The sequence below is a fragment of the Streptomyces sp. TRD_SC_5 genome (assembly GCF_056836825.1).
In genome coordinates this window covers 5,368,958-5,381,181 of the sequence record NZ_JBWZZS010000001.1, presented here as the reverse complement: position 1 = coordinate 5,381,181, position 12,224 = coordinate 5,368,958, and the positions used below count along the sequence as shown (strand labels likewise).

At 72.1% G+C, this 12,224-nt stretch carries 11 protein-coding genes; 7 read left to right on the top strand and 4 right to left on the bottom strand.

Translation table 11 applies throughout. The annotated features are described in order from the left end of the window. Nucleotides 1-47: 47 nt before the first annotated feature. From AC1P0E_RS24820 to AC1P0E_RS24800, 5 genes are all read left to right on the top strand, one after another. Nucleotides 48-554 carry an Lrp/AsnC family transcriptional regulator gene (locus AC1P0E_RS24820; protein ID WP_215133344.1) on the top strand — a complete coding sequence of 169 codons (507 nt, stop codon included), beginning with the start codon at nucleotides 48-50 and terminating at the stop codon, nucleotides 552-554. Then, nucleotides 539-1,918, top strand: a complete 1,380-nt coding sequence (locus tag AC1P0E_RS24815; protein WP_482744323.1) for an aspartate aminotransferase family protein — start codon at nucleotides 539-541, stop codon at nucleotides 1,916-1,918. The genes AC1P0E_RS24820 and AC1P0E_RS24815 overlap by 16 nt, the downstream gene beginning before the upstream one ends. Nucleotides 1,919-2,137: 219 nt before the next feature. Beyond that, nucleotides 2,138-2,875 (top strand): ABC transporter ATP-binding protein, encoded by a 738-nt coding sequence (locus tag AC1P0E_RS24810; protein WP_482744322.1) that lies wholly within the window; start codon nucleotides 2,138-2,140, stop codon nucleotides 2,873-2,875. Beyond that, nucleotides 2,857-4,017, top strand: a complete 1,161-nt coding sequence (locus AC1P0E_RS24805; RefSeq protein WP_482744321.1) for a hypothetical protein — start codon at nucleotides 2,857-2,859, stop codon at nucleotides 4,015-4,017. The genes AC1P0E_RS24810 and AC1P0E_RS24805 overlap by 19 nt, the downstream gene beginning before the upstream one ends. 146 nt (nucleotides 4,018-4,163) lie before the next feature. Further along, entirely contained in the window at nucleotides 4,164-5,291 is a 1,128-nt protein-coding gene (locus AC1P0E_RS24800; protein ID WP_482744320.1) for an LOG family protein, read from the top strand. Here the strand turns inward: AC1P0E_RS24800 and AC1P0E_RS24795 are convergent. Then, nucleotides 5,277-6,401 (bottom strand): glycosyltransferase family 4 protein, encoded by a 1,125-nt coding sequence (locus AC1P0E_RS24795; protein WP_482744319.1) that lies wholly within the window; start codon nucleotides 6,399-6,401, stop codon nucleotides 5,277-5,279. The genes AC1P0E_RS24800 and AC1P0E_RS24795 overlap by 15 nt on opposite strands. Further along, entirely contained in the window at nucleotides 6,398-7,477 is a 1,080-nt protein-coding gene (locus AC1P0E_RS24790; RefSeq protein WP_482744318.1) for a glycosyltransferase 87 family protein, read from the bottom strand. The genes AC1P0E_RS24795 and AC1P0E_RS24790 overlap by 4 nt, the downstream gene beginning before the upstream one ends. 141 nt (nucleotides 7,478-7,618) lie before the next feature. Here AC1P0E_RS24790 and AC1P0E_RS24785 point away from each other — a divergent pair, with 141 nt between their 5' ends. Both AC1P0E_RS24785 and AC1P0E_RS24780 read left to right on the top strand, forming a co-directional pair. Continuing rightward, on the top strand, nucleotides 7,619-8,800 hold the full coding sequence (locus tag AC1P0E_RS24785) for a sensor histidine kinase (RefSeq protein WP_482744317.1): 1,182 nt from the start codon (nucleotides 7,619-7,621) through the stop codon (nucleotides 8,798-8,800). After that, nucleotides 8,794-9,459: a response regulator gene (locus AC1P0E_RS24780; protein ID WP_482744316.1), complete on the top strand. Its 666-nt coding sequence runs from the start codon at nucleotides 8,794-8,796 to the stop codon at nucleotides 9,457-9,459. The genes AC1P0E_RS24785 and AC1P0E_RS24780 overlap by 7 nt, the downstream gene beginning before the upstream one ends. A 54-nt stretch (nucleotides 9,460-9,513) precedes the next feature. Here AC1P0E_RS24780 and AC1P0E_RS24775 read toward each other — a convergent pair whose 3' ends face one another. Beyond that, a complete protein-coding gene (locus tag AC1P0E_RS24775; RefSeq protein WP_482744315.1) occupies nucleotides 9,514-10,596 on the bottom strand; it encodes an ABC transporter ATP-binding protein in 1,083 nt (360 codons plus the stop codon). Continuing rightward, complete coding sequence (locus tag AC1P0E_RS24770; RefSeq protein ID WP_482745890.1) at nucleotides 10,596-12,215, bottom strand: ABC transporter permease; 1,620 nt, start codon at nucleotides 12,213-12,215, stop codon at nucleotides 10,596-10,598. Before AC1P0E_RS24770 ends, AC1P0E_RS24775 begins: the two co-directional genes overlap by 1 nt. Between the last annotated feature and the right edge of the window lie 9 nt (nucleotides 12,216-12,224).

Here is a 12,224-nt window from a genome sequence, read left to right as displayed (position 1 = left end):
AAACAACGAATTTCATCGGTTTGGGGTTGCGGAACAGGCGAGACGTCGTGCACAGTGAAGACGTGGCCAGTAGAAGCGCAGATTCCAGAACAGGGAACGGCTCGTCCCCAACGGTCGACGCCGTCTCTCTGGCGATCATCGAGCAGCTCCAGGAGGACGGACGCCGTCCTTACGCCTCCATCGGCAAGGCCGTCGGCCTCTCCGAGGCGGCCGTACGCCAGCGCGTACAGAAGCTGCTCGACCAGGGTGTCATGCAGATCGTCGCCGTCACCGACCCGCTCACCGTGGGCCTCCGGCGGCAGGCCATGGTCGGCATCAATGTCGAGGGCGACCTCGATCCCGTCGCCGAAGCGCTGACAGCCATGGCCGAATGCGAGTACGTGGTGATGACCGCGGGCTCCTTCGACCTCATGGTGGAGATCGTCTGTGAGGACGACGACCACCTGCTCGAAGTGATCAACAAAAGGATCCGCTCGCTCCCCGGCGTGCGATCCACCGAGAGCTTCGTCTACCTCAAGCTGAAGAAGCAGACCTATATGTGGGGAACCCGATAGTCGTGAGCCAGGACCTCTCCAAGACCGCGTACGACCACCTGTGGATGCATTTCACCCGCATGTCGTCCTACGAGAACGCACCCGTGCCCACCATCGTGCGTGGTGAGGGCACCTACATCTACGACGACAAGGGCAAGAAGTACCTCGACGGCCTCTCCGGCCTGTTCGTGGTGAACGCCGGCCACGGTCGTCACGAGCTCGCCGAGACCGCGTACAAGCAGGCGCAGGAGCTGGCCTTCTTCCCGATCTGGTCGTACGCGCACCCCAAGGCCGTAGAGCTGGCCGAGCGCCTCGCCAACTACGCGCCCGGTGACCTCAACAAGGTCTTCTTCACCACCGGTGGTGGCGAGGCCGTCGAGACCGCCTGGAAGCTTGCCAAGCAGTACTTCAAGCTCACCGGCGAGCCGACCAAGTACAAGGTCATCTCCCGCGCGGTCGCCTACCACGGCACCCCGCAGGGCGCCCTGTCGATCACCGGCCTGCCGGCTCTGAAGGCCCCCTTCGAGCCGCTCGTCCCGGGCGCGCACAAGGTCCCGAACACCAACATCTACCGCGCCACGATCCACGGCGACGACCCGGAGGCCTACGGCCGCTGGTGCGCCGACCAGATCGAGCAGGAGATCCTGTTCGAGGGCCCGGAAACCGTCGCCGCCGTCTTCCTGGAGCCGGTGCAGAACGCCGGTGGCTGCTTCCCGCCGCCGCCCGGGTACTTCCAGCGGGTCCGCGAGATCTGCGACAAGTACAACGTGCTGCTCGTGTCGGACGAGGTCATCTGTGCCTTCGGCCGCCTCGGCACGATGTTCGCGTGCGACAAGTTCGACTACGTACCGGACATGATCACCTGCGCCAAGGGCATGACGTCGGGCTATTCCCCGATCGGCGCGTGCATCATCTCGGACAAGCTCGCCGAGCCGTTCTACAAGGGTGAGAACACCTTCCTGCACGGCTACACCTTCGGTGGCCACCCGGTCTCCGCGGCGGTCGGCTGCACGAACCTCGACATCTTCGAGCGCGAGGGTCTCAACCAGCACGTGCTCGACAACGAGGACGCGTTCCACTCGACGCTGAAGAAGCTGCTCGACCTGCCGATCGTCGGCGACGTACGCGGCAACGGCTTCTTCTACGGCATCGAGCTGGTGAAGGACAAGGCCACGAAGGAGACCTTCACGGACGAGGAGACGGAGCGCGTGCTCTACGGCTTCCTCTCCAAGGCCCTCTTCGAGAACGGCCTGTACTGCCGCGCCGACGACCGTGGCGACCCGGTCGTCCAGCTCGCCCCGCCGCTGATCTCCACCCAGGAGACCTTCGACGAGATCGAGGGGATCCTGCGCCAGGTGCTCACGGAGGCCTGGACCAAGCTCTGATCCCGGAGCAGTCGGTCAACGTCTGAGCTTGCTCTGATCGTATGACCCAATCGCGGCCCGGATGCGCCCGTTCGAGTGAGAACGGACGCATCCGGGCCGCGCGCTTGCCACGCCACCACGCCTCGAATCCTTACGGTGCAGTGACCGATCGGCCCCGTCTTCGTTCCCCCGTACGGGGGACGGGATATCTGCTGACACTCAAGACGTGAGGTGTACGCCATGGTGGCCCCGCCCGACAACGATGTGCTGTGGGCACGCTCCCTGCACTACTCCCACGGCGGATCCCCCGCCCTCACCGGCGTCTCGCTGGGTGTGCGCGAGGGTGAGATCCTCGCCGTCAGCGGTGCGCGCGGCAGCGGTAAGACAACCCTCCTGCGATGCCTCTCCGGCCGGCTCGTCCCCCAGGAGGGCGAGGTGTGGTTCAACAGCACGCCCGTCCACACCATGAGCCTCCCGCTGCGCGAGCGGCTGCGCCGCGACCGGTTCGGCTGGATCGACCCCGAGCCCAGGCTCGTACCGGAACTGAAAGCCTGGGAGAACGCCGCTCTCCCCCTCCTCCTGAACGGCACCTCGCACCGCGCCGCCAAGAAGGCCGCCATGGAGTGGCTGGAGCGGCTCGACATCGGCATGATCGCCCGCAAGCGCCCGGCCGCGCTCCTGCAGTCCCAGCGCCAGCGGGTCGCCGTCGCCCGCGCCCTGATCAGCACCCCGTCAGTGATCTTCGCGGACGAGCCGACGGCGCCGCTGCACCGCACGGACCGGGCCCAGGTGCTGCGTACGCTCACCACCGCGGCCCGCTCGCACCGGATCACCGTTCTCCTCGCGACGCACGACGCGCAGGTGGCGGCGCTCGCGGACCGTACGGTGGCGCTGCTCGACGGGCGCCGGGTGAACTCCGTACAGCTGGACGGCGCCGACGGTGCGGAAGGCCGGGCCGCGTGCTCGCTCTCCGTCTAGCCCGCGGCGCCCAACCGCTGGTCCTGCTGCGCCGGCTGCTGGTCGCGGCGGCGTCGGGCGGCGTAGGTTTCCTGCTCCTGTGCACCCTGGGTTACGCGCTGGGCCATCCCGAGCAGTCCACGGGTTCGGTGCGGCGCCTGCTGTGGTGCCTGCCGCCGCTGGCGGCCACGGTCTATTTCGCGGTGGCGGTGGCCCGTACCGACCCGAGTACGAACCCGCCGCGCGCCGGGCTCTCCGCGGTGGGCCTCGGCCCGGTCCGCCTGGCGGCGCTGGCGGCGGCCTCCACGGCGGTCTCGTGCACGCTGGGCAGCGCGCTCGCCCTCCTCTTCTTTCTCCACCTGCGCGGGGACCTCTCCGGGATGCCGTTCGACGGTGCGGGGGCGGAGCTGCTGGCCGCGGGCCAGCCGCTGCCGCCGGCGGCCGTGCTCACGCTGCTGTGCGTGGTGCCGGTCGCGGCGGCGACGGCGTGCGCCCTGGCCCTGCGCCCGCGCCGCACGCCGAAGCACCCGGACGACGAGCCCGCACCCCTCGTTCCCCCTACCGGCCTGCCGTGGGGGGTGGCCCTCGTCACGGCGGGCCTCGCGGTCGAGACGTACGCGAGCCGGGGCCGTCCCGGTGCGCCGCTCCCGCTGCCGGGCAGGCTCGACGTCGTCCCGGCCGGTGTCCTGGCGGGCTGGGTACTCACCGCCCTCGGCCTGGCCCTGGCCGGCCCCGGCCTGACGTACCTCTCGGGACGCCTTCTCCAGTCCGTACGCCCCGGTGCGGTCCGGCTGCTGGCGGGCCGCGTCCTGATGGACGAGGCCCGCCGCATCGGCCGCCCGCTGGGCGTGGTGTGCGCGGTGGCGTCGGCGGCGATCGCGGCGGCGACCCTGTACGGCGCCGGCTCTTCCCCCGCCCCCCTCGGCCCTCTGACGGGCCTGGGCGCGGCGCTGGTGACGGCGTGCACGGTCGCCACGCTGCTGACGGCGACCCTGGAGGCGAAACAGTCCCGCACCGCGACCACCGAAGCGCTGGTGGGCCTGGGCGCCCCGGCCCAGACGCTGCGCACGGCAGCGGCCCTGAGGGCGGCAGCGGTCCTCGCGGTCTTCACCCCGGTGACCATCGCCCTGGCAGCCTTGGCAGCAATCCCCTTGACCACCTGACCCCGCCGCCCCCACCTGCCCCTGCCACCCCGGACGCACCCCGCCGGCGCACCGCACCACGGAGGAGAAGCCCGCGGCCGCGGCCTCGGCCGGGCGCTGCGGGGGCGCCCCCCGGCCCTGCGCCACGTACCGCCTAGCATCTTCGCGTGCATCGACTCACGGACCGCGCCCACGACCCCGCCCACGATCGCGAGATCGAAACCCTCGCCGAGTTCGACGAAGCCGTCGCGCGCGGCTCACTCGACGGCTTTCGCGTACAGGCTGTCGACCTGACGGCCCGTACCCCCGATCTCCTCGCCGTCGCCACATCCGGCGCCGTCTTCCTCGGCTGCCCCATGCACCCCGACGGCCTCGCCAAGGTCCGCGCGGACGGCGCGCTCGTGTTCCCGCCCGTCCCCGACCTGCCCTTCAACCCGTACCGCGGGCTCCTCTACACCGCCGAAGCCCTCTTCGAGCATCTGGATGAGGGGTACGAAGCGACCCCCGACGCCCTCGCCTACGCCTGGTTCCAGCGCACGAAGGCCGACGGCGACATATTCGCCTCGATGCTCCGCTCAATCCACGACGACGCCGTCTCCGACGCCCTCGACGAACACCTCGCCGGCGCACGCGTCGTCGGCGTCATGGGCGGCCACGCCATGGCCCGCGGCACCAGCGCCTACACCGGCGCCGCCCACCTCGGCCGTACCCTCGCCCGCAGCGGCCTGACCGTCGCCACCGGCGGCGGCCCCGGCGCGATGGAGGCCGCGAACCTCGGCGCGTACATGGCCCCGCTCCAGGACGACGGCGCGCTCGACGACGCACTCGAACTCCTCGCCAAGACCCCGTCCTTCACCCCCTCCATCACCGACTGGGCCCGCGCCGCCTTCGACGTACGCGACCGCTGGCCGTCCGGCGGCGACTCCATCGGCATTCCCACCTGGTTCTACGGTCACGAGCCGCCGAACCCCTTCGCCGGCCACATCGCCAAGTACTTCGCCAACGCCACCCGCGAGGACGGCCTCCTCGCACGCTGCAACGGCGGCGTCGTCTTCCTGCCCGGCGCGGCCGGCACGGTCCAGGAGATCTTCGACAACGCGACCCCCAACTACTACGAGTCGCGCGGTGAACCGACGCCCATGGTCCTCGTCAACCACGCCCACTGGACCGAGAAGCTCCCCACCTGGTCCCTCCTCCAGTCCTTGGCCAAGGGCCGCCCGATGGAGTCCCGCATCGCCCTGGTCGACACCGTCGAAGAGGCCCCGGCGGCGCTGGCCCGCCTATCGGCGAAGTAACCCCGCCAGCCGCTCGTACGACCGGTCCCAGCTCCACTCCGTACCCACCCAGTACCGCCCCTTCTCGCCCATCGCCCGGGCGAGAAGGGGGTCGGAGAGCATCCGCACCAGCCGTTCGGCGACCGCCGCGCCCGACCGCCCGTCGACGACATACCCCGTCTCCCCGTCCCGCACGGTGTCCGGCGCCCCGCCCGAGTCGCCCACCAGGACCGGCAGTCCGCAAGCGGCCGCCTCCAGGAAGACGATCCCGAGCCCTTCCACCTCCAGCCCGCGCCTTCGCGTACGGCACGGCATCGCGAAGACATCGGCGGCGGCGTAGAAGGACGGCATGGCGTCGTGCGGGTGACCGCCCGCGAACACGACGGAGTCCGTGACCTCGTACTCGGCGGCGATCCTCCGCAGCCCGCGCTCGTACGGACCGCCTCCGACGAGCAGCAGCACAGCGCCCGGCACCTCGCACCGCACCTTCCCCAGCGCCCTGATCAGCGTGTCCTGCCCCTTGCGGGCCACGAGCCGCGCGGCGCACAGGATCACCGGCCGGTCCCCGAGGCCGTACCGCTCCCGCACCGGCGCCGCGTCGAGACCGGGCCGGAAAGCCGTGACGTCGACCCCGGGAACGAGCCGCTCCAACCGCGCGCCTGGCCCGAGTGCCGCCGCGATGGGGGTACGGGTGCCCGCCCCGAGGTACGTCACCGTGTCGGCCCGCGCCCCGATCCTCCGCAGCAGCGTCCGCGCGCCCGGCGTGCGCGCCCACCACACCTCGTGGCCGTGCGTCGTCGCGACAGCGGTCCGTATACCGGCCTCGCGGCGCAGCCGCTCCGCCATCAGCCCCAGCGGCGCCGCGGCCCCGAACCACACCCGGTCGCAGCCGTACCGGCGGGCGATCGCGGCCGATCGGGCGGCGGTCCGCCGGGTGGGCAGCAGCGTCCGCACGGGTTCGCGGACGACGGGGTACGGGAGAGTCGCGTCGTACGCCGCCGAACCCGGCTCGGACGAGGTGTGCACGACCACTCCACCGGCGGGAAACCGGCTGGTCATGGCATGCACGAAGGTTTCGATGCCGCCCTGCCTGGGCGGGAAGTCGTTGGTGACGACGAGCGTGCGGGTCATGTCAGGGCCTTTCGCGGGGCGGGCACCGGCCGCGCGCACCGGGGCAGCGCCCAGAGCACCAGCGGGTAGACGAGGTAGCCGAAACGAGTGGCCGGCATCAGGGACATCGCGAGCCCGAGGCCGAGCGCGAGGCGGTCGGCGGCGGCGAGGGCGGTGAGGGGCGGGCGTACGAACAGGGAGGCTGCGAGCAGCAGAGCGCTCACGGCGAGCAGCGACAGGGCGATCACCGTGCCGCCGGGCACATACGCGGCGAGGAGGTGGCCGGGCAGCGGGCTGGCCGCGGGCGAGGCCGCCGTACCGAGGCCGAGCGGGAAGGCGACGACGTTCGCGTAGAAACCGCCGGGGCCCGCGAGGGCGAACGGCGCGACGGCGGCCGACGCGGTCGCCAGGGCCACGGCGGCGAAACGCGCCGCCGGGCGCACTCCGTTCCGTACGGCGAGAAGCGCGAAAGCCACCGCGAGCGCGGGCCAGGCCGTCCACTTGAGCGCGGCGGCCGCGCCGAGCACCAGCCCCGCCTGCCAGGACCGGCCCTGCCCCGCCAGCGCGGTCCCGAGGCACATCAGCCCCACGACCGGCAGGTCCGTGCCCCCCACGCACAGGGGCAGCGCGACGACCGGGCACGCGATCAGCCATGCCGTCCTCGTGCACCGACCCGCGATGGCGGCCGACGCACCCACGAACACCGCACCCATCCACCAACGGCTGTCGCCGGGCAGCAGGCCGAAGACCGCCATGCCCGGCAGGTACGGGTTGAAGTCGGCCACGGCGGAGGGTTCGGGGAGGTACGGGCTGCCGGTCGCCCGCAGCAGCTCCCCGGAACGCTCCACGACGGCCACTTCGAGCTGCGCGAGCCCGGTGGCGACGAGGACGCCGAGCGGCACCACGACCGCGCCGGCCACGGCGACCGCCCGCGAGGCGTTGAGCGCCCGGGAGACAGCGAGCGCGGCGAGGCCGTAGCCAAGGGCCGCGACCAGGCCCCACACCCGGTGGGGCGTGAGGTCCGACAGCGCGGCGAGCGCGAGCGCTGCGGCCGCGCAGGCGGCCCATCCGTACCGCTCATGTCGGAGATCACTCATGCGTGCAACGCTAGAAATCACCCGCCCCCACGGCGTCAAACGGGAATCCGATCCTTGCCGTCAACCCGTGGCATGACATCCGGCGGCCGCCTCAACCCGTGCGGTGACGCACACCGCCGGCCCAGTCCGAAGAATGGGAGCATGAGTTCGTCCCCTCGGCAGCGCTTCCGCGCCTGGATCGCCGCCCCCGCCTACCCCTGGATCACCGGTGGCGCACTGACGGTCTGCGCGGTCGCGGAACTGTTCGCCTACCCCGGCTCGGTGACGATCGCGACCGGTGTGCTGCTCTCCGCCGCCTCACTGATGTGGCGGCGCTCGTGCCCGCCCGTCGCCGTACTCACGGTCGCCGCCGGACTGGTCAGTTTCGCGGCGGACAGCAGCCTCTACATCTGCACCATCATCAGCGGGCTCGTCGGCTTCTACACGCTCGGCCGCCACCGCGTCCACCACCCGGCGATCCTCGTCGCGGGCGGCACGCTCGGCTCCCTCGCCGTGAACCTGGCGCACATAGCGAGCTGGTCGCGGCAGGACGGACTGCCGGTGCCCTCGCTCGGTGGCCCCGGTTCGCTGGGGCTCTTCGCCGAGGCGTTCGTACTGTCGGTGGTGCTGCTCGGAGCCGTGTCGATGGGTGACGCGGTACGCGCCCGAGAGGAAACCAGGCAGGAACGCGCCCAGTCCCAGGCCCAGCTGATCGCGCTGGAACGGCAGCAGGCCGCCGAGGACGAACGGGCCGCCATCGCCCGCGAGTTGCACGACATCGTCTCCCACTCGGTGTCGATGATCGCGGTGCAGGCGGAGAGCGCGACGTACACCACTCCGGGACTCACCCCCGCCGCGCGCGACGGCTTCCAGCAGATCGCGTCCACCGCCCGCTCCTCGATGGCCGAGCTGCGCCGCCTCCTCGGCGTGCTGCGTTCACCGCAGGACGGCACGGCTCTCACGGCGCCGCAGCCGACCCTCGCCCACCTCGACGAACTGCTGGACCAGCACCGGGCGGTGGGCGGCGAGGCGGAGCTCAAGGTCACCGGCGAGCAGGTCCCGCTGCCCGCCGCGTGGGAACTGTCGGCGTACCGCATCGTGCAGGAGGCGCTGACCAACGCGCGCAAGCACGCGCCCGGGGCCCGTACGGTGGTGGAGATCGACTACGGTCCGGACCGGCTGGCACTGCGCATAGCCGACGACGGACCGGGGCCCGCCGCACCGGGAACGACCGGCCACGGGCTGACCGGGATGCGTGAGCGGGCGGCGCTGGTCGGCGGCAGGCTGAGTGCCGGCCCGGGCCCGGACGGCGGATTTCTGGTGGAGGGGGAGCTGCCTTGGTGATCAGGGCGATGGTGGCCGACGACCAGGCGGTCGTGCGGACGGGCTTCGTGAGCCTGCTCGGCACCCAGGACGACATCGAGGTGGTCGGCGAGGCCGAGGACGGCGCCCAGGCGGTCCGTGTCGCCGCCGAGACACGTCCCGACCTGGCCCTGCTCGACATCCGCATGCCGCACAAGAACGGCATCGAGGCGGCCCGCGAGATCCTCGCCGCGTCCGACGGCGCGACGAAGGTGCTGATGCTGACGACCTTCGGTCTGGACGAGTACGTGTACGAGGCGCTGGCCGCCGGGGCGGGCGGCTTCCTGCTCAAGGACGCGACGTTCCCCGAACTCCTGCACGCGGTGAGGGTGGTGGCGGCCGGGAACGCGCTGCTCTCGCCGGAGATCACGAAACGGCTGATCGGACAGTTCATCAGCGCACGCTCCGCCCCGCGGCCGGTCCGTACGGTCGAGGAACTGACCGCCCGCGAGGTCGAGGTGCTGGTGCTGATCGCGCAGGGCCTGTCGAACGCCGACATCGCCCGCCGGCTGACGATCACCGACCACACCGTGAAGACCCACATCAACCGTCTCTTCACGAAGATGGGGCTGAGAGACCGCGCGCAGGCGGTGATCCTGGCGTACGAACTGGGCCTGGTCCGCGCGGGAACGAGCACCTGACGCCGACCGGCAAAGCCGCACGCGCGAACACCGGCCGGGCCCCCGGTCGGGCTGTCAGGCGCGACGATCAGTCTTGAGCAGTCCGCCGAGGCGCTGGGACTCGTCGTCGCCCGGCGCGAGGGCCTCCAGCACCACGACATCGTCCGCGGCGAAGGCGACGCCCACCTCGGCCCCCTCCTCGGGCGCGTCCCGCAGCGAACACTCCGCCTCCAGCGACGGCGCCCCCACCGGCTGCAGCAGTACGGCGACATGGTTGCCCCGGAACGTCCGCCCCGTCACCACGCACGGCAGCCCGTCCTCGGCCGGCACCATCCTGACCCCCGCCGGCCGGACCAGCAGCCGAGTCTCCCCCGGCGCGGTCCCCGCCGGAACGGGGATCTTGCCCCACACCGTGTCGGCGGCCTCACCACTGACCGTCGCCGCCACGACATTGTCGAAGCCGAGAAAGCGCGCGACGAACTCCGAGGCCGGCCGCTGCCAGACCTCCAGCGGCGTACCGGTCTGCGCGATCCGCCCCTCCCGCATGACCACCACCCGGTCGGCGAGCGCGAAGGCCTCGCCCTGGTCGTGCGTGACGGCCAGCACGGTCGTACCCAACCGCCCGAAGAGCTGACGCAGCTCGACCACAAGGCGCTCACGCAGGCCACGGTCCAGCTGCCCCAGTGGCTCGTCGAGCATCAGCAGCTTCGGCTCCGGGGCCAGCGCCCGCGCCAGCGCGACCCGCTGCTGCTCGCCGCCCGACAGCGTGCCGATCGCGCGCCGCCCGGCGCCCGGCAGGCCGACCATCTCCAGCAGCTCACCGACCCGGCGCGCCTGTTCCGCCTTTCCCGCACCCCGCATCCGCAGCCCGAAGGCGACATTCCCGCCGACGTCCCGCTGCGGAAAGAGCTGATGGTCCTGGAACATCAGGCCGACCCCCCGCCGGTGCACCGGCACCCCGCGCTGGTCACGGCCGTCGAGCAGCACCCGCCCGGCGTCCGCCGTCTGCAGCCCCGCGACGACCCGCAGCAGCGTGGACTTCCCGCTGCCGCTCGGCCCGAGCACGCACACGATCTCGTGGTCGGCGACCTCCAGGTCCACGTCGTCGAGCACGGCCCGCTTCCCGAACCGTACGGTCGCCCCGTCCAGTCGCAACATCAGAACTCCCCGGCTCCGGATCGGTCGGGCCGCATGCGTTCGAGAATCAGCAGCGACACCGCGCACACCACCATCAAAATCGTGCTCAGGGCCATCGCCTGCCCGTAGTTCAAGTCCCCGGCCCGCCCGAGCAACCGTGCCACGGCCACCGGCAGCGTCGGATTGTCGGGCCGCGCGATGAACACGGTCGCCCCGAATTCGCCCAGCGATACGGCGAAGGCGAACCCGGCGGCGACCAGCAGCGCCCGCCGCACCATCGGCAGGTCGACCTCCCGCCACGCCCGCAGCGGCGACGCCCCGAGCACCGCCGCCGCCTCGCGCAGCCGCGCGTCGACCGCGCGGAGTACGGGCAGCATCGTCCGTACGACGAACGGCACACCCACCAGCGCCTGCGCCAGCGGCACCAGAATCCACGACGTACGCAAGTCCAGCGGCGGCCGGTCGAGCGTGATGAGGAAACCGAAGCCGACCGTCACCGCCGAAACGCCCAGCGGGAGCATCAGCAGCGCGTCGAAGCCGCGCACCAGCCGCCCCGCCCGCCGGGTCAGCGCGGCCGCGGCGAGCCCGCCGACGAGCAGCGCGACGGCGGTGGCCGCCAGGGCGTACGCCAGCGAATTCCAGACCGCCTCCAGCGGCGGTACGAGGAAGGTGCCCCCGCTCGCGCCTGCCGACTGAAGCGCCCGGTAGTACCCGAACCCGTACCCGTCGGGCCCGTCCAGCGACCGCTCCACGAGCACCCCGAGCGGCACCAGGATCAGCGCCGCCACCGTCGCCAGCACTCCGCCGAGCAGCGCCCACTGCCCGGCCCCGCGCGGCGGCCGCGAGGTCTGCGCCGCGTCGACCAGCTTCAGCGCGCTCTCCCTGCGCCGTACGGTCCACGCGTGTACGGCGAGAATCGCGCCCACCGCCGCGAACTGCACCAGCGTCAGCACGGCCGCCGTCGGCAGGTCCAGGAACGTCGCGGTCTGCCGGTAGATCTCCACCTCGAGGGTGGAGTAGGCGGGCCCGCCGAGGATCTGTACGACGCCGAAGGAGGTGAACGTGAACAGGAAGACCATCAGCGCGGCGGCCGCGACGGCCGGCACCAGCGCCGGCAGCGTCACCCGCCGCCAGGCGGCGAAGCGCCCGGCGCCGAGCACCCGCGCCGCCTCCTCCTGGCGCGGGTCGAGCTGCGACCACAGGCCGCCCACGGTCCGTACGACCACCGCGTAATTGAAGAACACGTGCGCGAGCAGGATGGCCCACACGCTGGTGTCGAGCCGTACGCCCCACAGCTCGTCCAGCAGCCCGCCCCGTCCGAGGAGCGCCAGGAAGGCGGTCCCGACGACGACCGTCGGCAGCACGAAGGGCACGGTGACCACGGCGCGCAGCAGCTGCTTGCCGGGGAAGTCGAGCCGGGCGAAGACGTACGCCGCGGGAAGCGCGATCAGCAGGGTCAGCGCCGTCGAGGCGAGTGCCTGCCACGTGGTGAACCACAGGACACCGGTGATGTCCGGATCGGCGAGCACCTCACCGATCCGGCCGAACTGCCACACGCCGTCCACCTCGAGCCCGCGCCCGACGATCGCGGTCACGGGATAGGCGAAGAAGACCGCGAAGAACGCGACGGGCACGGCCATGAGGCCGAG